This is a genomic window from Comamonas sp. F1-6, assembly GCF_039581415.1.
Classification (GTDB): domain Bacteria; phylum Pseudomonadota; class Gammaproteobacteria; order Burkholderiales; family Burkholderiaceae_C; genus Comamonas; species Comamonas thiooxydans.
In genome coordinates this window covers 163,728-184,207 of the sequence record NZ_JBCPWN010000007.1, presented here as the reverse complement: position 1 = coordinate 184,207, position 20,480 = coordinate 163,728, and the positions used below count along the sequence as shown (strand labels likewise).

General features: G+C 64.2%; 17 protein-coding genes. 7 read left to right on the top strand and 10 right to left on the bottom strand.

Features of this window, described 5'->3' with window-relative positions:
- Window positions 1-21: 21 nt before the first annotated feature.
- From AAIL66_RS10070 to AAIL66_RS10050, 5 genes are all read right to left on the bottom strand, one after another.
- Window positions 22-813 (bottom strand): enoyl-CoA hydratase, encoded by a 792-nt coding sequence (locus AAIL66_RS10070; RefSeq protein WP_343496636.1) that lies wholly within the window; start codon window positions 811-813, stop codon window positions 22-24.
- A 48-nt stretch (window positions 814-861) separates the two neighbouring features.
- Entirely contained in the window at window positions 862-1,995 is a 1,134-nt protein-coding gene (locus AAIL66_RS10065; RefSeq protein ID WP_343496635.1) for an acyl-CoA dehydrogenase family protein, read from the bottom strand.
- Window positions 1,996-2,134: 139 nt separating this feature from the next.
- On the bottom strand, window positions 2,135-3,334 hold the full coding sequence (locus tag AAIL66_RS10060; RefSeq protein WP_034356048.1) for an acyl-CoA dehydrogenase family protein: 1,200 nt from the start codon (window positions 3,332-3,334) through the stop codon (window positions 2,135-2,137).
- Window positions 3,335-3,492: 158 nt separating this feature from the next.
- The gene (locus tag AAIL66_RS10055; protein WP_003062624.1) at window positions 3,493-4,689 is read right to left on the bottom strand and encodes an acetyl-CoA C-acyltransferase; all 1,197 of its coding nucleotides are present in this window, start codon (window positions 4,687-4,689) and stop codon (window positions 3,493-3,495) included.
- Between the two features lie 260 nt (window positions 4,690-4,949).
- Entirely contained in the window at window positions 4,950-7,067 is a 2,118-nt protein-coding gene (locus tag AAIL66_RS10050; protein WP_343496634.1) for a 3-hydroxyacyl-CoA dehydrogenase NAD-binding domain-containing protein, read from the bottom strand.
- A gap of 112 nt (window positions 7,068-7,179) precedes the next feature.
- Between AAIL66_RS10050 and AAIL66_RS10045 the strand changes: the two genes are divergently transcribed.
- Window positions 7,180-8,097, top strand: a complete 918-nt coding sequence (locus tag AAIL66_RS10045) for a LysR family transcriptional regulator (RefSeq protein ID WP_034356056.1) — start codon at window positions 7,180-7,182, stop codon at window positions 8,095-8,097.
- A 54-nt stretch (window positions 8,098-8,151) separates the two neighbouring features.
- On the opposite strand, the gene AAIL66_RS10040 is transcribed toward AAIL66_RS10045, so the two are convergent.
- Window positions 8,152-9,168, bottom strand: coding sequence for an AraC family transcriptional regulator (locus AAIL66_RS10040; RefSeq protein ID WP_034392133.1), 1,017 nt, complete (start codon window positions 9,166-9,168; stop codon window positions 8,152-8,154).
- A 349-nt stretch (window positions 9,169-9,517) separates the two neighbouring features.
- Between AAIL66_RS10040 and AAIL66_RS10035 the strand changes: the two genes are divergently transcribed.
- Window positions 9,518-10,360, top strand: a complete 843-nt coding sequence (locus AAIL66_RS10035) for a TauD/TfdA family dioxygenase (protein WP_003062631.1) — start codon at window positions 9,518-9,520, stop codon at window positions 10,358-10,360.
- Here the strand turns inward: AAIL66_RS10035 and AAIL66_RS10030 are convergent.
- From AAIL66_RS10030 to AAIL66_RS10020, 3 genes are all read right to left on the bottom strand, one after another.
- Window positions 10,338-10,895: a hypothetical protein gene (locus AAIL66_RS10030; RefSeq protein ID WP_343496633.1), complete on the bottom strand. Its 558-nt coding sequence runs from the start codon at window positions 10,893-10,895 to the stop codon at window positions 10,338-10,340. The two genes, AAIL66_RS10035 and AAIL66_RS10030, sit on opposite strands and share 23 nt — an antisense overlap.
- A 209-nt stretch (window positions 10,896-11,104) precedes the next feature.
- Window positions 11,105-12,163, bottom strand: coding sequence for a 3-keto-5-aminohexanoate cleavage protein (locus AAIL66_RS10025; protein ID WP_034356064.1), 1,059 nt, complete (start codon window positions 12,161-12,163; stop codon window positions 11,105-11,107).
- 316 nt (window positions 12,164-12,479) lie between these two features.
- Window positions 12,480-12,959, bottom strand: a complete 480-nt coding sequence (locus AAIL66_RS10020; protein WP_003062636.1) for a VOC family protein — start codon at window positions 12,957-12,959, stop codon at window positions 12,480-12,482.
- A 432-nt stretch (window positions 12,960-13,391) separates the two neighbouring features.
- Between AAIL66_RS10020 and AAIL66_RS10015 the strand changes: the two genes are divergently transcribed.
- The 4 genes from AAIL66_RS10015 (at window position 13,392) to AAIL66_RS10000 (ending at window position 18,858) form a co-directional block, all read left to right on the top strand.
- Complete coding sequence (locus tag AAIL66_RS10015) at window positions 13,392-14,000, top strand: (2Fe-2S)-binding protein (RefSeq protein WP_012839568.1); 609 nt, start codon at window positions 13,392-13,394, stop codon at window positions 13,998-14,000.
- A gap of 2 nt (window positions 14,001-14,002) precedes the next feature.
- Window positions 14,003-16,297, top strand: coding sequence for a molybdopterin cofactor-binding domain-containing protein (locus AAIL66_RS10010; RefSeq protein ID WP_343496632.1), 2,295 nt, complete (start codon window positions 14,003-14,005; stop codon window positions 16,295-16,297).
- Between the two features lie 23 nt (window positions 16,298-16,320).
- Entirely contained in the window at window positions 16,321-17,616 is a 1,296-nt protein-coding gene (locus tag AAIL66_RS10005; RefSeq protein ID WP_343496631.1) for a cytochrome c, read from the top strand.
- Window positions 17,617-17,784: 168 nt separating this feature from the next.
- Window positions 17,785-18,858 (top strand): XdhC family protein, encoded by a 1,074-nt coding sequence (locus AAIL66_RS10000; RefSeq protein ID WP_343496630.1) that lies wholly within the window; start codon window positions 17,785-17,787, stop codon window positions 18,856-18,858.
- An 11-nt stretch (window positions 18,859-18,869) separates the two neighbouring features.
- Here AAIL66_RS10000 and AAIL66_RS09995 read toward each other — a convergent pair whose 3' ends face one another.
- On the bottom strand, window positions 18,870-19,598 hold the full coding sequence (locus tag AAIL66_RS09995) for an aspartate/glutamate racemase family protein (protein ID WP_343496629.1): 729 nt from the start codon (window positions 19,596-19,598) through the stop codon (window positions 18,870-18,872).
- Between the two features lie 57 nt (window positions 19,599-19,655).
- On the opposite strand from AAIL66_RS09995, the gene AAIL66_RS09990 reads away from it, so the two are divergent.
- Entirely contained in the window at window positions 19,656-20,456 is an 801-nt protein-coding gene (locus AAIL66_RS09990) for an AraC family transcriptional regulator (RefSeq protein ID WP_343496651.1), read from the top strand.
- Window positions 20,457-20,480: the final 24 nt, after the last annotated feature.

The window sequence follows — 20,480 nt, the reverse complement described above, 5'->3', positions numbered from 1 at the left end:
AATCTTGGTTTCGTCGAGCGCTCAAGCACGCAGTTTGGTGAAATCGGCGCTGCGCTTTTCGAGAAAGGCTGCAATGCCTTCACGGGACTCCTCGCTCCCCTGCGAGCGCACCATGTGCTCCGCTTCCAGCTCCAGCTGCTGCTCCAGCGTATTGCGCGGCGCCTGCCGGCAAAGGTCCTTGATCAAGGCCGTGGCCTGGTCCGGGCCGGTAGCGATCTGGGCGGCCAGCGCGACGGCATCGACCAGAGCCTGGCCGGGCTCGGCCAGGCGGTTGACGGGGCCCAGAGCGTACATGCGTTCGCCGCTGATGCGCTCGCCGGTCAGGCACAGCTCGGTCAAGACCTGCCGCGAGACGAACTCGGCCAGAAAGGCCGTGGCGCCACCGTCGGGCGTCAGACCCACTTTCACATAGGCCACGGAGAACAGGCTGTCGCGGGCGGCCACCAGCATATCGCAGGCCAGGGCCAGCGACAGGCCCGCGCCCGCTGCCGCGCCTTCGACGGCGGCGATGACGGGTTTGGGGCAGTCGCGCACGGCACGAATCAGATCGTGCAGGCCTTCGAGCTTTTCTCGGCGCTGCTCCACGGGCAGTTCGCGGCGCCTGGCCAGTTGGCGCAGATCGCCGCCCGCGCAGAAATGGCCGCCCTCGCCCGTGAGCACGACCGCGCCCACACTGGCGTCAGCCGCAGCATCCGCCAGCGCGGTCGTGACGGCCACGTAGAACGCGGGCGACAACGCATTGCGCGCAGCCGGGTTGTTGTTGCTCAGCACCAGTACGGCACCTTCGCGGCGGGTCAGCAAAGCGTCACTCATTGATGTTCTCCATGTCTAGTGAAACCGCAGCGCCTCAGGCGCTGGAGTTCATGCCTGCGTCAAGGCCATGAAACGCGCCAGGTGATGGTCCTCGTCACCAAACTGGTGGTCGATCATGACCAGTCGCTTGGCGTAATGCGACAGCGGCAGCTCCCAGGTCATGCCGATGCCGCCATGCATCTGTATGCTTTCCTCGGCCACCAGGGTCCCCACGGAGCCCACGGTGTACTTGGCGGCTGACAGCATCTTCTCGCGCTCCGTGCCCTGGGCGTTGTCGATGGCATCGGCCGCATTGATGACGGTGGAGCGCACCTGCTCCACCTCCAGCAACAGATCGGCCATGCGGTGCTGCAGCGCCTGGAAGCTGCCGATGACCACGCCGAACTGCTTGCGCGTCTGCAGATACTCCAGCGTGTTCTGCTTGGCCACATCCATGGCGCCCAGGGCCTCGGCAGCCAGCGCCAGCAAGGCAAAGCCCTGCACATGCTCTAGCACGGCATGGCCCCGGCCCTCGGCACCCAGCAGCGCATCCTCTGCCAGCTGCACGTTTTCGAAAGTCAGCTCGGCGGCGCGGCCGCCTTCCATACGGCTGTAGCCACGCTTGACGATGCCGGCGGCGTTGCCGTCGACCAGGAACAGGCTGATGCCGGCAGTATCGAACATGCCGCCTGCAGTGCGCGCCGACACCAGCAGCAGACCGGCCTTTTCGCCAAAGGCCACCACGCTCTTGGCGCCGTTGAGCACCCAGCCCGTGGCGGTCCTGGCCGCCGTGGCCGTGACCTTGTTGAGCTCGTAGTGACTGCCCGGCTCGTCGTGCGCCAGGGCAGCGATCACGCCGCCGGCGATGATGTCCTCCAGTTGGCGCTTCTGCGCTTCGGTGCCGGCCGCAATCAGGGCCTGGCCCACGACCAGCGCCCCCAGCAGAGGCTCGGCCACCAGGCCACGGCCCAGCGACTCGAACACCACGCTGATGTCAAAGCCCGATCCGCCAAAGCCGCCGTCCTCTTCGGGGAACAGCGCGCCGATCGCGCCCAGCTCGGCAAATTGCGCATACAGCGCGGGGCTGTGACCTTCTGCACCATAGGCCAAATGGTTGCGCTGTTCGATACCGTACTGCTCGGCCACAAAGCGGTTCAGGCTGTCCGCCAGCATGCGGCGGTCTTCGGTGTGTGTGAAGTTCATGACAAATTCTTTCTACCCAATCGAACGAATCGGTGTCGCATGCCACCGCCCGGTTCGCCAGGGACGCCCAGCAAGGGCCGCCCCGCAGCAAGGGCGTCGTCCCCCCGGGGGGAAGGCGCGCAGCGACTCAGGGGGGATTTCACAAGCCCAGAATCATCTTGGAGATGATGTTTTTCTGGATTTCGTTGGAGCCACCGAAGATCGACAGCTTGCGGTAGTTGAAGTAGTTGGCCGAGGCCGTGGCGGCTTCGTCGATGCCGCCTACGGGCGCCTGGTCATGGCCTTCGTACTGGGCCTCGTCGATATAGGGCACGGCATACACGCCCATGGCTCGGCGGATCAGCGACAGGATTTCCTGGCGGATCTCGGTGCCGCGAATCTTCAGCATGGAGCTTTCGGCACCGGGCACGCCGCCACCGGCCACGGCGGCAATCACGCGCAGATTGGTGGTCTTCATGTTCTCCAGGTCGATCTCGACGCGCGCCATGCGGGCCGCGAACAGCGGGTCCTGGCTCAGCGGCTGACCGTTCTTGTGCACCTTGGCGGCGATGACCTTGAGCTTGGCCAGAGCCGAGATGCAAAAGCCCACGCCAGCAATGCCGGTGCGCTCGTAGGTCAGCAGATACTTGGCATAGGTCCAGCCCCGGTTTTCCTCGCCCACCAGATTCTCGACAGGCACCTTCACATCGGTGAAGAAGACTTCGTTGACTTCCTTGTCGCCGTCCAGCGTGCGGATGGGGCGCAGCTCCACGCCGGGGCTGTTCATGTCCACCAGCAAAAAGCTGATGCCGGCCTGGGCCTTGGCCTCGCGGTTGGTGCGCACCAGGCAGAAGATCATATTGGCGTGCTGGCCCTGGGTGGTCCAGGTCTTCTGGCCGTTGACGATGTAGAAGTCTCCATCGCGCACGGCCGTGGTCTTCACCGAGGCCAGATCGGAGCCCGCGCCGGGCTCGGAATAGCCCTGGCACCACCAGTCCTGCCCGCTCAGAATGCGCGGCAGCCAGTACTTCTTTTGCTGCTCGTTGCCGTACTTGATCAGCACCGGCCCCAGCATGTTCACGCCAAAAGGCACGATGCGCGGGCCACCGGCCAGGGCGCATTCGGTGTCGAAGATGAACTTCTCGACCGCCCCCCAGCCCGGGCCGCCATGCTCCTGGGGCCAGTGATTCGCATACCAGCCGCGCTCGTTGAGAATGGCATGCCATTCATCCTGATCAGCCTTGCTCAGGCGCTGGCCGGCCTTGACCTTGGCAGAAATATGCTTGGGCAGCTTTTCCTTGAGAAAACTCTGCACCTCGGCGCGAAACGCCTCTTCCTGGGGGGTGAATTGCAAATCCATTGCTATTTCCTGGTAATCCATGGCGCAGCGCGCCTTTGCAGCCTCTGACACCGGCACGCTCTGAACCAGAGGCGCCGAGCAAGAGCCGTCTCGCAGCAAAGGCGTCGTCCCCCTCCCGAAGAGAGAGGGGGAAGCGGCGCCAGCCGCTCAGGGGGTGTTTAGAAAATCTCGAACAGGCCAGCAGCGCCCATGCCGCCGGCGATGCACATGGTCACCACGCCGTACTTGACCTTGGGGTTGCGGGCCTTGCGGCGCTGGCCTTCAAGCAGGATGTGGCCGGTCAGGCGTGCGCCCGTCATGCCGAAGGGGTGGCCGATGGCAATCGCGCCGCCGTTGACATTCAGACGCTCGTTGGGAATGCCCAGCTGACGCTGGCAATACAGGGCCTGCGAGGCAAAGGCTTCGTTCAGCTCCCACAGGTCGATGTCATCCACCGTGAGGCCGTGGCGCTTGAGCAGCTTGGGCACGGCAAACACGGGGCCTATGCCCATCTCGTCAGGCTCGCAGCCGGCCACGGCAAAGCCGCGGAAAGCGCCCAGGGGCTTGAGGCCCAGACGCTCTGCCAGCCTGGCTTCCATCACCACGCAGGCGCTGGAGCCGTCGGACAGCTGCGAGGCATTGCCGGCCGTGATGAAGTTGCCCGGGCCCTTCACAGGCTCCAGCTTGGCCAGCCCCTCCAGCGTGGTGCTGGCGCGGTTGCAGTTGTCCTGCGTGGCCACCACGTCGCGGTAGGTGACTTCGCCGGTTTCCTTGTTCTTCTCCATCATGCGTGTGGAGCAGGCAATGATCTCGTCCTTGAACAGATCGGCGGCCTGGGCCGCAGCCGTGCGCTGCTGGCTTTGCAGCGAGAACGCATCCTGGTCTTCACGCGTGATGCCGTAGCGCTTGGCCACCACATCGGCGGTGTCGATCATGGCCATGTAGAGCTCGGGCTTGTGCTCCACCAGCCAGGGGTCCATGTCGGTGGGCAGATTGTTGCCGGCGCGGATGCCGGAGATGGTTTCGATACCGCCGGCCAGCATCACGTCCACGCCTTCGGCCACGACGCGCCCCGCCGCGATGGCGATGGATTGCAGACCCGAGGCGCAAAAACGCGTGATGGTGGTGCCGGCGATCGACAGCGGCAGCCCGGCGCGCAACACGGTCTGGCGACCCAGATTGCGCCCCTGGAAACCGTCGGGGTTGCCGCAGCCCAGAATCAGGTCCTCGATCATTTCGGGATCGACACCCGAGCGCTCCACGGCCGCCTTGACGGAGAAAGCAGCCAGCTGGGCGGCAGGAGTGATGTTGAACTCGCCACGATGCGACTTGGTCAGCGGTGTGCGGGCGGTGGAAACGATAACGGCTTCACGCATGGTGCTTGTCTCTGTGAATGTTGAAAACTATTTTTGATAGCTATCTGCGCTTGTCATTCATTGACTTCAGATTCTTTTCATACTGAAACCCATACAAATCAAGCGCTAGCAGCTACTTTTTTAAATTAACCGGGCGATAAAAACTGGCGCACTCCAAGCGCGAGACGCCGAGCAAGAGCCGCCTCGCGGCGGGGCCGCCCAGGCGATGGCGTCGTCCCCTCCCGAAGAGAGAGGGGAAGCCGCGCAGCGGCTCAGGGGTGTTACTTGTTCAGGCTTTCGAAGTTGCGCCCCTCGGCCACCAGCTTCTGCAGCAGCGGCGCAGGCTTCCAGAACAGCGCGTCTTCCTTGGCAAAGGCTTCGATATCGGCCAGCACCTTGGGAAGGCCCTGCATATCGGCCCATTTCATGGGGCCGCCGCGGTGGCGCGGAAAGCCGTAGCCGGAGATAAAGGTCACGTCCACATCCAGCGGGCGCAGCGCAATGCCCTCGCCCACCACCTTGGCGCCCTCGTTGACCATGGCGGCCATGTAGCGGCGCATGATTTCCTCGGCCGTGAACGGGCGCGGTGCCACGCCCTTCTTGGCGCGCTCGGCATCTACAATCGCCAGCACTTCGGGGTCGGGCTGACCGATGCGCGCGCCTTGCGGGTAGAGGTAGAAGCCGCGTCCCGTCTTCTGGCCGAACCAACCCTTTTCACAGATGCGGTCGGCAATCTCCACATAACGGGCATTGGGGTCGCGCGTGGCGGCGCGACGCTTGCGCGTGGCCCAGCCGATATCGCCGCCGGCCAGGTCGGTGACCTGGAAGGGCCCCATGGCAAAGCCGAAGCCGCGCACGGCCTCGTCGATCTCGTAGGGGCTGGCACCGTCTTCCATCAGGTAGTCGGCGGCCTGCTTGTAAGTGGCCAGAATGCGGTTGCCGATAAAGCCGTCGCAGACGCCGGCACGCACCGGCACCTTCTTCATCTTCTTGGCCAGCTCGAAGGCCGTGGTCACCACATCGGGCGCCACCTTGGCTGGCACGACGATCTCCAGCAGCTTCATGATGTTGGCCGGGCTGAAGAAGTGCAGACCGATCACATCCTGCGGGCGGCTGGTGACGGCGGCAATCGCATCGATGTCCAGATACGATGTGTTGGTGGCCAGCACGGCGCCGCTCTTGCAGACGCGGTCCAGCTCCTTGAACACGGCTTTCTTGACCTCCAGGTCTTCAAAGACCGCCTCGATCACCAGATCCACATCGGCAATGTCGTCATAGCAGGTCGAGGGCGTGTAGCGCGCCATGATGGCGGCCTTGGCCTCCTCGCTCATGCGGCCCTTGGCGATCAGGCCGTTGTAGACCTTCTCCACGTTGGCCTGGCCGCGTGCGATGGATTCGGCATCGCGCTCGATCATGGTCACGACGAGGCCGGCATCCAGCGCCGAGACGGTGATGCCCGCGCCCATGGTGCCGCCGCCGATGATGGCGATCTTGCTGAAGGCGCGCGGCTGGGCGGCACGGGCTTCGGGAATCTTGGCTGTCTCGCGCTCGGCAAAGAAGGCGTGGATCAGGCCGGCGCGCTGCGGGCTGTCGATGCAGGCCAGAAACTGGGCACGCTCGAACTTCAGGCCTTCGGCAAAAGGAAGATCCAGCGCGGCCTGCACGCAATCGATGATCTTCAGCGGCGAGAACAGGCCGCGCGACTTCTTGGTCGTGTCCGCACGCAACGCATCGAGTTCCGCCTGGGCGGCGGCCTTGTCGGCCAGGCGTCCTGGCGTGGCGCTGACGGGACGCAGCGGCGCGCCCTGGGTCAGCAGTTCACGCGCATAGGCCAGGCCCGCGGCCACGGGGTCCGGGCCCTCTTCCAGCTTGTCCACCAGACCGGCGGCTAGTCCGGCTTTGGCGCCGATCTGCTGGCCGCTGAGCATCAGCTCGGTCGCGGCCTTGACGCCCATCAGGCGCGGCGCACGCTGCGTGCCGCCGGCGCCGGGCACCAGGCCCAGGGAGACTTCGGGCAGACCCAGCTTTGCGCCAGGCAGCGCCAGGCGGTAATGCGCCGACATGGCGATCTCCAGACCGCCACCCAGTGCCGCGCCATGAATCACGGCCACCACGGGCTTGCTGCAGGCCTCGATACGGTTGCAGACATCGGGCAGGAAAGGCTGGACCGGAGGCTTGCCGAATTCGCGAATATCGGCACCGGCGATGAAAGCCTTGCCCTGACCCACGATGACCACGGCCTTGACCGCGGCGCTGGCATCGGCCTGTTCCATGGCCGCCATCAGACCCTGGCGCACGGCAGCGCCCAGCGCATTGACGGGCGGATTGTTGACGCTGACGAGCAGGACGTCACCGTCTTGCCTGAGTTCGACGACAGAGGTGCTGGCTTGGGCGGTCATGCGAGTCTCCTGAATCTCTTTATGGAATGGGCTTTATTTTTACGACGACAATGTTTTCTAACAATCCCATGAATCATTGACAGACTGTCAAAGGAAATTGAACAAACACGCCATGGACTCGCAATCGCTGACCCTGCTGGTCGAAATCATTGATAGCGGCAACCTCAGCCAGGCTGCGCGCAAGCTCAAGATGACGCGCGCCAATGTGAGCTATCACCTGACCCAGCTGGAAAAGGCAGCGGGCGTGCAGCTGGTCAAGCGCACCACGCGCCGCGTGGAGCCCACGGAGATCGGCATGCGCCTGTACGAGCACGGGCGCAACATCCACAACGAAATGCTGGCCGCACGCGAGGCCATCACGGCGCTGGGCCAGAGCCTGCAGGGCCGCGTGGGCATCAGCGTGCCCAGCGGCTACGGCCAGATCGTGATGAGCGAATGGCTGATCGAGTTCAAGCGCCTGTACCCGGGCATCGTGCTCGACGTGCTGTTCGAAAACCGGGCCGACAATCTGCGCGACGATGTGGACATCATCGTGCGCGTGATCCAGGAGCCGCCCCTGTCCCTGGTGGCGCGCAGCCTGGGCACGGTGCGCTACCTGGCCTGCGCCTCACGCGAATATGCGCAGACCCACGGCCTGCCCAAAACCCTGCATGCCCTGCGCGCCAGCCCGCTGATCACCGCCGGAGTCACGGGGCGGCAATTACGCCTGGCCGCCTATCTGGGCACCGAGCGCCACGAAGTGATGCTGGAGCCCACCATGATCTCCGAGCATTTCCCTTTTCTGCGCGACGGCATTCTGGCCGGCCTGGGGGTAGGCCTGGTGCCCGACTATGTGGTGCAGGACAAGCTGGCCACGGGCGAGGTGCTGAGCACGCTGGACGAGTACCGGCTCAGCATTTTCGGCACCCATATGTATCTGCTCTACCTGCCCAACCGGCATCAGACCAAGGCCGTGCGCACCTGCATCGATTTTCTGCTGGCCAAGGCCCAGCCCGAGGCAACCCGGCTGGCCGCGATGCCCCAGCCCTGAGCCGCAACGCAAAACGCCAGCGACCAGGCTGGCGTTTTCATTCGGACAGAGGCCTCAGGACAGGCTGCGGTTCAGATTCTGCTGTCGCCAGCTGCTGGGGCTTTGCTGAAAATGCTTGCTGAACCAGCGCGTGAACGAGCTGTTCTCGGCAAAGCCTGCCTGAGCGGCCGCTTCACTCACCGACAGCTGCGGATTCTGCAGCGCACGCAGCGCGGCCTGGCTGCGCACGGCGTCCAGCGTTTCCTGAAAGCTGGTGTTCTGGGTTTCGAGGTGCCGCTGCAGCGAACGGGCCGTATAGCCAAGCGCGCCGGCCACATGGGCAATGCTGTGGCGCCCATGGGGCAGCAGCGACTGCAAGGTGCTGCGCACCTGCTGCTCCAGCGATCTGGTCGTGGGCCGCGGCGCATGGCTCTCCATCAGGCTGCGGGCGTGGCTCTCCATGAGGCTGTCGTGATCGGCATCGATGGCCTCCAGATCCTCGTTGCTCACCACGATGCCATCGAAGTCAGAGCCGAACACGATCTCGCTGCCCAGCACGCGGCGATGGCTCATGGTGCTGCCTGGCGAACTGTGTGAGAAGTGAATGCTGGCCGGGCTCCAGCCCCTGCCCAGCTGATATCGGCACAGGCTCATCAGCGCCGTGATGCCCAGCTCGACCGGGTGGCGCCCCGGGTTCTCGCGCTCGGTATCCAGGTTCAGCTGGATGATGGAATAGCGCCCCTGGGTCACCACCTCCGTGCCCACGGTGGTGCTGATCATGTGGTCATAGTCCTTGAAGGTCTTGAGCATGCTGGAGAGGCTGGCCTGGTGCTGCAGCAGCAGGCTGATCGGCCCGAAGTCGGACAGACGCCAATGCGAGCCCATGAGCAGGCCCAGCGAGGCATGCCCTGCCTGGGCGGACGAAACCTCAAGCAACTGCGCAAACGCAGCTTCGGGAACCATGAGGTCGGGAGAATTCAGGCAGCTGTGGTCCAGCCCCACCTGGCGGAACATGCGCAGCGGGTCGATGCCGAGCTCATTCGCCACCTTGGCGTATTTGCACAGGCTCACACTTCGGATACGGGGCTTCATCGTGACCAGGAAAACGGTTGACCCGGGTACTGCGCAACAGGCCCGGATTTCATGGATGGACACAGGCCTTAATGGCAACCTGCGTTTCGGGTGTTGATGTTTATCAATATCACAACAAGCAGTCAATCAATGGATACCAGTAGATCACGACAGATATGACGGTTCGGCGCGCAGATGCGTCCACTTCAAGACACTCCAGGCCCGGCCCTAGGGTTTTCCTTGCACACACCCAAGAGGGCAACAAGCTGACGCGATCGGTCAAGCCCTGCGGCCGTTGCTGCGCCGAGAATTTTTCCATCAGACGGCGGTGCCCTGCATCAAGGCCTTGCCGGGTACTAAGGAGAAGACCATGAAAGTCGAACAACTGACCTGCAGCATCGGCGCTGAGGTTTCCGACATCCACCTCGGCGATGCGTCTCGCGACAAGGGCCTGGCCGAGGAAATTCGCGCCCTGCTGCTGCAGCACAAAGTGCTGTTCTTCCGCGATCAGGACATCACGCGTGCCGAGCATGTGGGTTTTGCCCGCCACTTCGGCGATCTGGAGGATCACCCCGTGGCCGGCAGCGACCCCGACCACCCCGGTCTGGTGCAGATCTACCGCAGCGAAAAGCGCGAAAACTACGAGAACACCTATCACACCGACGGTCAGTGGCGCGAGAACCCGACCATGGGCTGCGTGCTGCGCTGCATCGAAGGCCCTGCCGTCGGTGGCGACACCATCTGGGTCAATATGGCCGAGGCCTACCGCAATCTGCCCGAGGACATCAAGAAAAAGATTGACGGCCTCAAGGCCAAGTCCAGCATCGAGCACGGCTTCGGCGCCGTCATGCCCGAAGAAAAGCGTCTGGAGCTGGGCCGCCAGCATCCCCCGGTCGAACATCCCGTCGTGCGCACCCACCCCGAAACCGGCGAGAAAATTCTCTACGTCTGCAGCTTCACCACCCACTTTGCCAACTACCACACGCCCGAGAACGTGCGCTATGGTCAGGACAAGACGCCCGGTGCCAGCATGCTGCTGAACTATCTGATCAGTCAGGCGGCCATCCCCGAGTACCAGGTGCGCTTTCGCTGGAAGCCCGGCAGCGTCGCCATGTGGGACAACCGCTGCACCCAGCATTACGCCGTGCAGGATTACTGGCCCGCCGCGCGCAAGATGGAGCGCGCTGCCATCATCGGCGACAAGCCTTTTTGAGCGAGCTATCCGAGCCGCTTTTCTGCCCCTTTTCTGACCAGCTATTGCCAGCCACCTGCGCCGCATGCCGGCCGCCGGAACACGATGCATCGCACCAGCACTGCGCAAAAACAATAGCTGGCATCGCTTTACTGTCATCGAAGATAAATTCATAGCTGCCTGAAACGCTTTCAAATAAAGCGTAGGCAGCTATTATTTTTTCATCATCACCTCCTGCATGAATGTGCGCCTGACCAGGCCCCGCCTTGCGCCAATCGCGCCCTGAGGCCGATGACAGAGCGAAGGCCCGGGAGGGCGACAGCACTGCAAGATACAGAGATACAGCCTGCCATTGCTGTAAGCCATGGCAGGCGCGAGCCTGACGAGCCTGAATATGACAATGGTGATCCTCGTCAACCGCGCCTGCAGCATCTCTGCTCGGCGAGCCTCTGGCGAGCACTGCAGCGTGCGGTGTGGGGCGCGCGGCGTGCGCATCACGGACCTCCCGCGCCTTGACAGCTGCGAGCTGGCCAGAGGCATGCTCAAGACCATCCATCCGCAGCCCCCCCCGGCCCAGACGCCTTCACCAGGCCTGTCTCAGGCCCGACCCCAGCCTTGCCAGAGCCATTTTTCCGGGCCTGCCCGAAATCATCCGGGCATGAAAAAGGCCTCCATCGCGGAGGCCGTTTTTGCGCATGTCGGTTCAGCAGAGACCGCTTGCAGGCGAAGCCGTGATCGGCTTGCCTGCAAGCCTGTCCCGGAAGATCAGGAGGTCTTCCTGAGGAAACCCTGGTTGGCGCCGGGCCGGTTGGGCGCAAAGCCGTTGGCGGCCAGACTCTCCTCCACGCTGTCGTAGAACACGCCGATCTTGCTGATCTCACGCGCCTCCTTGGCGGTGGCGACAGGACGACCGAATTCGCGCGAGATGCGCACCAGTTGCTCGATCTGCGAGACGGTGCTGGCCTTCTCGGTACGCGTCTGGTTCCACAGGCAGTCTTCGGTGCCGCAGCGCACATGCAGACCAGCGGCAATGCCCCACATGTTCACGGGCAGCACGTTGCGCACATTGCTTTCCACGGTCAGCACGGCCCCATCGGGCACGGCGCGCACAAAGTTGGCCAGGCTGTACAGGCTGGGCGTGTCCATGCCGCCAGCGATCGCCACCCAGTTCATGACCAGCGGGCCCATGTAGAAGCCGCGGCGCATCAGGCGCTCCACCGACTCGAAGCTGTTCAGGTTGTAGCACTGGAAGGCGCTCTGGATGCCGGCCTTGGTCAGGCGGCGCACATGCTCCTCCACCCAGCCCGGCTGGGCGGGCACGGTCATTTCCTTGTAGGCATTGAACAGCGTGGGATTGGCGCGCGAGGTACCGGCAAAGTCCGCGTCTTCGGCCTGATCGGTCACGTTCATCTGCGAGGTGTTCACCGTCACGGTCACCTGATCGGGCACCGGGTCCAGATCGGCCAGCATGTGGCGGGTGTCGTCGGAGAGCCATTTGGCCGCCTGGCCTTCGTCTTCTGGAGCAAAGCTGATGGAGCCGCCGACCTGGATGATCATCTCGGGAACGGCCTTGCGCACGCCGGAGATCAGCTCGTTGAACTTGGACAGGCGCTTGCTGCCCTTGCCGTCAAGCTCGCGCACATGCAGGTGCAGCACCGTGGCGCCCGCGTTGTAGCAGTCCACGGCTTTCTGGATCTGCGCCTCCATGGTGACGGGGATGTCTTCGGGGAAGTCCGAAGGCAGCCAGCCCGGAGCATAGGGCGCCGCCGTGATGATCAGGGGTTGCTGGTTTTCGGGGAACAGGTGGCCGTCGAGAAAGTTCATGACATGTCTCCAAGTGAATGCGGGCTTCGACGGACAGCCATGGCCGCGGCTTGCCCGCCCTGTGCAATGCCGCCAGGCATTCAAAAGGCATGGGCAACACCGGCCAGCAGGCACCGAATCGTCGAAATTGAAAGCAATTTCACTTTAGGAGAGCTGTCTGCAAAGCGTTTGCCCTAGGACGCTCAAAGCTTGGCAAAGTGCGCCAGAGCACGCGGGCGCTCCGATGCACCCTTGCGCCGAACCGGACCGTCGCAGCTGTGCCGCGACGATGAATGCAGCCTGCCGGCCTGTCGCTGCTCCTATCGCAGCCGGCTGCCTAACCGCGCCATGCGGCCTCGATGGCGGCGATATCGATCTTCCTCATCTCCATCATGGCTTCAAAAGCCCGCCTGGCCGCCGCGCGATCCGGGTCGGCAATGGCCGTGGTCAGCACACGGGGCGTGATCTGCCATGACAGCCCCCAGCGGTCCTTGCACCAGCCGCACTGGCTTTCCTGGCCGCCGTTGCCGACGATGGCGTTCCACAGGCGATCCGTTTCCTCCTGATCGTCCGTCGCGACCTGAAACGAAAACGCCTCGTTGTGCTTGAAGACAGGGCCGCCGTTCAGGCCCAGGCAGGGAATGCCCATGACCGTGAATTCGACCGTCAGAACATCGCCTTGCTTGCCGGAGGGGTAGTCGCCCGGTGCGTGGTGGACCGCGCCCACGGCGCTATCGGGAAAGGTCTGGGCGTAGAACCTGGCGGCTTCCAGTGCCTCGCCTTCATACCAGAGACAAATCGTGTTTTTGCTGACCATCTTGGCTCTCCTGAACAGGAACTGATGAATGTCTGCAAACCCGCAGACCGCAAAACCCTCTCGTCGATGCGCCGGTGCATTGGAGGCTTTCGGCGTCTGTGCATTGAAGCCGCATTTCTCCCGCGCTTCAATCCCCATATCAGGAGCGCAGGGTCATCCCTGCCAAACAGCCTGGCTGTCCGGCTCTCGCCACGGCTGCGGCCCGGACGGTTTCCGATGCGCTCGGGCCGCATGCGGAACCACGCGCACCCTGCCTGGCCCCGGGGCCGCACAACGGAACTCTGAAGCCGCCGCTCGGCACCGGTCGGCTACCCCATCGCTGGCGCACACCAGAGCAATCGAATCTGCTTTAGATCAAGCCAATGCACTTTATTTTTGTCTAGTCATATAATTGACTACACATATATAAGACTGACACTTGAAACCTACGTCATGAAATTCACTCTGAACGGCCAGGAAGTGGACGCGCAAAGCGCCGCTGCCGACACACCTCTTTTGTATGTGCTGCGCAATGACATGCAGCTCAACGGCCCCAAGTTCGGCTGCGGCCTGGGCGAATGCGGTGCCTGCGCCGTGCTGATCGACGGCAAGGTGGCTCGCTCCTGCTCCGTCCCCCTGAAGGCCGTCGACGGCAAGAAAGTCACCACGCTGGAAGGCCTGTCGCCCGACGCCAGCAAGGCCGCCAGCGCGCAGGCCCTGCAGGACCGCGCCGTGCTGGATGTCAGCGCCGCCGAGACAAAGGCGCCAGCCACCGCACGCACCTACACCCTGCATGTGGTGCAGCAAGCCTTTGTCGATGCACAGGCTGCGCAGTGCGGCTATTGCACCAACGGAATGATCATGGCGCTGGTCGCCCTGTTCAACCAGCAGCCCAAGGCCAGCGACGAAGAAATCAGGCATGCCCTGTCCGGCCATCTGTGCCGCTGCGGCACCCATGTGGAAATCATGCAGGCCGCCGCGCGCGCCCGTGAGCTGATTGCCAAGGGCCACAGCCCGGCCCTCCCCGCCGCCGGCGCATCCACAACCGCAAAGGCTGCCTGATCATGAAATTCTTCACCAAAGACAATCACGCTCAACTGACCCGTCGCCAGCTGCTCAAGGCCGGCGGCATGCTGATGGTCGGCTCCGTGGCAGGCGGCCATATGCTGATGGCCCAGACCGCCCCCGAAGCGGCTGCCAAGGGCGCTTTCCCCATTCCCTCGGCCAAGCTGGTGGACAGCTTCATCGCGATTGGCGCCGACGGCTCCGTCACGGCCTACAACGGCCACGTGGACCTGGGCACGGGCGTGCGCACGGCTCTGGGCCAGTTGGTGGCCGACGAGCTGTATGTGGACTTCGCCGCCGTGACCATGGTGCTGGGCCATACCGCCCGCACCCCGGATCTGGGCCCCACCATTGCCAGCAACACCATCCAGGTGTCGTCCCTGCCCATGCGCCATGCCGCAGCGCAGGTGCGCCAGTTGCTGATCAAGCTGGCCAGCGAAAAATCCGGTGTTCCCGCCGAGCGCATCACCACCCGGAAAGGCTTTGTCATCGCCGGCGGCAAGCGCTACGGCTATGGCGAGCTGGTTCAGGGCCAGGATCTGCAGATCGAGGTCGACGACAAGATCGAGCTGCGCAAGTCCGGCTTCAAGTACATCGGCAAATCGGTGCAGCGCGTGGACATCCCCAACAAGGTGCTGGGCGCGCTGACCTATATCCACGACCTGCGCGTGCCCGGCATGCTGCACGGCCGCGTGATCCGTCCTCCCTACACCGGCGCCGATGCCACGGCGCCGCTGGGCTCCAGCCTAGTGTCGGTGGACGAGAAGTCCATCGCCCATCTGCCCGGCATCGTCAAGGTCGTGGTCAAGGGCGACTTCGTGGGCGTGGTGGCCGAGCGTGAAGAGCAGGCCATCGCTGCCATGCGCCAGCTCAAGGTCACCTGGAAGGAATGGAGCGGCCTGCCCGATATGTCGCTGAGCGGCCTGCATCAGACCCTGGTGGACCACGCCAAGACCGACCGCGTGCTGCAGGAAGACGAAGGCGCGCTGCAGGCCATCGAGCAGGTCAAGACTGCACTGACCCGCGACTATGTCTGGCCCTATCACGCTCATGGCTCCATCGGCCCGTCCTGCGCGATTGCCGAAGTGGGTAACGGCCAGATCCAGGTCTGGACCGGCTCGCAAAACCCTCACGACGTGTGCAAGGACATTGCCAAGCTCATGGACGTGAATGCCGACAACATCAACGTCACCCGTCTCGAAGCCTCCGGCTGCTACGGCCGCAACTGCGCGGACGACGTCTGCTCGGATGCGGTGCTGATGTCGGCCGCCGTGGGCAAGCCCGTGCGCGTGCAGCTGATGCGCGAGCAGGAAGCCGGCTGGGAGCCCAAGGGCACGGGCCAGCTGATTCGCGTGCGCGGCGGCCTGGACGAGCAAAACAATGTGGCTGCCTACGAGCTGCGCACCTGCTACCCCTCGAACAACGCCTCGGCGCTGGCATTGATTCTGACGGGCAAGGTGTCCGCCAAGATCGAGGCCCAGCAAATGGGCGACCGCACTGCCATCCCGCAGTACGAATACCCCAAGATGCGCGTGATCTCCCAGGACGCCGTGCCCATCGTGCGCGCCTCGTGGATGCGCGGCGTCTCCGCCCTGCCCAATGTGTTCGCCCATGAGTCCTGGATCGACGAATGCGCCTACCTGGCCAAGGCCGACCCCATCGAGTACCGCCTGCGCTACCTCAAAGACCCTCGTGCCGTGGCGCTGATTGCCGAAGCCAAGAAGCAGTGCAACTGGCAGGAAGGCCCGGCGCGCCGCAATGCGGCACCTGAAGATCAGCGCCTGGTCAAGGGTCGCGGCTTTGCTTATGCCCGCTACTTCCACAGCAAGTTCCCCGGCTACGGTGCGGCCTGGGCGACCTGGGTGGTCGACGTGACCGTGGACCGCGAAACCGGCGAAGTCAAGGTCGACAAGGTCTTTGTCGCCCAGGACACCGGCGCCATGGTCAACCCCGCAGGCGTGCGCCATCAGGTGCACGGCAACGTGGTGCAGTCCACCAGCCGCGTGCTCAAGGAATTCGTCACCTTCGACAAGAGTGGCGTCACCTCCGTGGAATGGGGCGGCTACCCCATCCTGCGCTTTGACGAGCTGCCCGAGATCGACTCGCTGCTGGTCGAGCGCCCCAACGAAGCGCCCATGGGCGCCGGTGAATCGGCGTCCGTGCCCAGCGCCGCCGCCGTGGCCAACGCCATCTTCGACGCCACCGGTGTGCGCCTGCTGGAAGTGCCGTTCACGCCCAGCCGCGTGCTGGCCGCGCTCAAGGCAGCCAAGAGCGGCGCCGTCTCGTCCAAGTGACTCCACCGATAAAGAACATAGATATGCGAACGTTCCAAAAGATTCTGGCGGGCGGTGCGGCCGTAGTGGTCGTGCTGGCTGCCGCCGGCCTGGCGCTCACCCACCAGGGCGAGATTGCGCCCCAGTCAGCCATTCCCGCTGCCGACTTCACGCCCCAGCAGATTGCCAAGGGCAAGCTGCTGGCCGCCATGGGCGACTGCGCCGTCTGCCACACTGCCCCCAACGGCAAGACCAACGCGGGCGGTCTGGCCATGCCCAGCCCCTTTGGCACCATCTACACCAGCAACATCACGCCCGATCTGCAGACCGGCATCGGCGGCTGGAGCTATGAAGCCTTCGAGCGCGCCATGCGCCACGGCGTGGACCGCGAAGGCCAGTACCTCTACCCTGCCTTCCCCTACACGGCCTTCAGCCGCGTGACGGATGAGGACATGAAGGCCTTGTACGCCTTTCTGATGAGCGAGCCTGCCGTGGAGAACGAGGCGCCCAAGACCGCGCTGAACTTCCCCTACAACGTGCGCCGCGGCATTGCGGCCTGGAACTGGCTCTACCTCAAGCCCGGCGTCGTCAAGGACGATGAAAAGCAGGCTCCCGAGTGGAATCGCGGTGCCTACCTGGTCGAAGGCCTGGGTCACTGCAGCGCCTGCCACACACCGCGCAACGGCCTGGCCGCCGAGAAAACGGGTGAGTTCCACCTGAGCGGCGGCAGCGCCGAAGGCTGGGATGCTCCCGCTTTGACGGACAAGACTGCCTCGCCCCTGCCCTGGACCAAGCAGGATCTGGTCGACTATATGAAGACCGGCTTCTCGGCCCGTCACAGTGTGGCAGCAGGCCCCATGGCTCCCGTGGCCCACGGCCTGTCGCAGCAAAGCGATGTCGACCTCGACGCCATTGCCACCTATCTGATGAGCTACCGCAAGGCCGACGCCGCCCCCGGCGATGCCAAGGCACTCATCAAAGAGAAGACCGCCAAGCCCAAGCTGGCACTCGATGCCGAAGGCTATCGCCTGTACCAGGGCGCCTGCATGGCCTGCCACAAGGCAGACCCTTCGGGCAGCAGCTTCGGCGTGCGTCCCCAGCTGGCCCTGAGCACCAGCCTGCACTCCGCATCGCCCGACAACGCCATCATGGCCGTGCTCGAAGGCGTGCAACATCCGGCCCATGCCGACCTGGGCACCATGCCGGCCTTCCGCCATGCGCTCAGCGATGCACAGATCGCCACCCTGCTCAACACCATGCGTGCCCAGTACGGCGTGGACGAGTGGAAGGACCTGCCTGCCAAGGTAGGCCAGCTGCGCAAGCAGACCCAGGCGCATTGACAGCAGGCGCTGCCAAAGCGCTGCACAGCTCTGCACAAGCCGGCCTTCCCTGTCCTTCAGGCCTCGGAAGGCCTTTTTGCGCGTGATCATTTACGGGTAGCGCCGCTACCCGGTGCCCGCCTGATGCTTCAAAATTGCAGCGACCGAGAGAAACAGAGAAAGCAAGCAATGGACAATATCGACGTCTTGGTACTCAAGGCACTGCGTGACTGGCGCTCGGCCGGCCAGCATGCCTTGCTGGCCACCGTGGTGCGCACCTGGGGCTCGTCCCCACGCCCCGTGGGCTCCATGATGGCCTTGCGCGAGGACGGACGTGCCATTGGCTCGGTATCCGGCGGCTGCATCGAAGACGATTTGATCGCCCGCCATACCAAGGCCCTGAACCAGAACCTGGGAATTCCCGACGGTCCGCCGCAGCTGGTGCGCTATGGCGTGAGTGCCGACGAAGCCCACCGCTTCGGCCTGCCCTGCGGCGGCACGCTGGAGCTGCTGCTGGAATTCAATCCCGATGCTGCCAGCCTGCAGCAACTGGTGGCCGAGCTGGAAGCCGGCTCACTGGTGAAACGCAGTATCGACTGCAGCAGCGGCGAAGTCAGCCTGCAGACGGCCGAGCACCCCGACGCGCTGGAGTTTGACGGCCAGCAACTCGTCAACCACCTGGGCCCCGGCTACCGCATGCTGCTGATCGGTGCGGGGGCCCTGGCCGAATACCTGGCCACCATGGCCTTGTTCAACGGCTTCACGGTCACGGTCTGCGACCCGCGCGAGGAATACATGGGCAGTTGGTCGGTGGCCCAGGTCAACACCGTCACCGACATGCCGGACGATGCCGTCACAGCCTTCAAGCCCGATGCGCGCAGCTGCATCGTCGCCCTCACCCACGACCCCAAGCTCGACGATCTGGCCCTGCTCGAAGCCCTGCACAGCCCGGCCTTCTATGTGGGCGCCATCGGCTCGCGCCGCAACAACCACTCCAGGCGCGAGCGCATGATGGAACACTTTGGCGAGACCGAAGCCTCGCTGGCCAGGCTGCGCGGCCCCATCGGTCTCTATATCGGCAGCAAGACTCCGGCAGAGATCGCGGTGAGCGTGATGGCCGAGATTCTGGCCGTGAAAAACGCCGTGCCGCTGCCGCAGGCCATGTCGGTGGAAGTAGCCAAGCACGAGCATGACATCGCCATGAACGAGGCCAGCACGCATTGCGCCATTCCGGAAATCCTCCAGCCGGGCTCGGCGCGCTGATATCCGGCGGTTCAAGCCTGTAGCGCAAAATCCACGGCCGCTGCGGCGTGCAAGGCCGTGGTGTCCATCACCGGCAGTACGCTGTCTGCGGGCTTGATGAGCAAGCCGATTTCCGTGCATCCCAGCACCACGGCCTGCGCCCTGCGGGCCGCCAATGACTCGATGGCACGCTGATAGAGCTTGCGCGACACATCGCTGATCTGCCCCGCGCAAAGCTCCTCATAGATGATGCGATGCACCTGCGTGCGCTCGACCTCGCCTGGCACCAGCACCTTCAGGCCGAACTGCTGCTCCAGCCTCTCGCGCATGAACGGCTGCTCCATGGTGAAGCGCGTACCCAGCAGCCCCAGTACCTGCACACCGGCTGCGCGCGCAGCCGCCCCGACCGGGTCGGCTATGTGCAAAAACGGGATCGACACGGCTGCCGCCACCTGATCCGCCACCTTGTGCATGGTGTTGGTGCAAAGCAGCACACAGTCGGCGCCCCCGGCTTGCAGACGCCGGGCGGCATCGGCCAGCAGCGCTGCCGCATCGTCCCAGCGGCCTTCATGCTGGGCCTGCTCGACAGGGCCGAAGTCCACGCTGTACATCAGCAGCCTGGCCGAGCGCAACGCGCCCAGACGCTCCCGGACACCCTGGTTGATCAGGCGGTAGTACTCGGCGCTGGACTCCCAGCTCATGCCGCCGATCAGGCCTATGACGCGTTGCGGCCCGGTGCTTGTTTGCAGGTCTTGATTCATGAGCGCCAGTGTGAGGCCAGCCGGCCGCCATCGTCTATCATGAAAATTCAGCAAGCCATGAAGACCCATCTGATTCAGCCTTCGGCAACCGATACGCCAGCGGTACAGATCCATTTGCTCGGCCGCGCGCCCTACAGCAGCCGCGACCCGGTGCGCATGCATGCACTGGGCATTGCGCTGCAAAGACAGCAAGGCGTTCACGCCATTGCCTCCGACAGACGCGTGGACTTCGACACCTGGCCCGGCACCCTGAGCTATACGCCGCCGGGCGTCGAGGTATTTTCCGAGTCGGCCACCGGCGGCGAATACCTGGTGCTGCACCATGGCGTCCATGAGACTGACGCTCCCAGGCCATCGCAGCGCGTCACACGACACGGTCAGCGCGCAGCCTTTCAGATAGCGCAGCATCTGCGCCTGCTGCTGCTCAGACCCTGTCCGGACGCTCTGGCCATCGAGCAGGCTGCGCTGCGCTTCATGGCCTGCCAGGAGGGCAGCGCCTGCGGGGCCGACGCTCGCCCCGGCGTCGGCTATGCGCGCGTGCTGGACCGCATTGCCGCCGAGTTCGAGCGGCCGCTGAGCATTGCCGATCTGTCCGCCTTGGTGGGCACCAGCCCCTTGCGCTTTCTACGTGAGTTCACACGGCTCACGGGCATGACTCCACATGCCTGGATCACGGAGACCCGGCTGCAGGCGGCCCGCGCCATGATCCAAGGCTCTGATCTGCCCCTCCCGCAAATTGCACTGGACTGCGGCTTCAACCACCAGTCACATATGGGCCATGTGTTTCGCAAACACCTGGGCCTGACGCCAGGCCAGTACCGGCAATATCACGGTCTGAAGCACGCAGGCTGCCCCTGAATCGCCGGCCTCTGGGCCTATGGT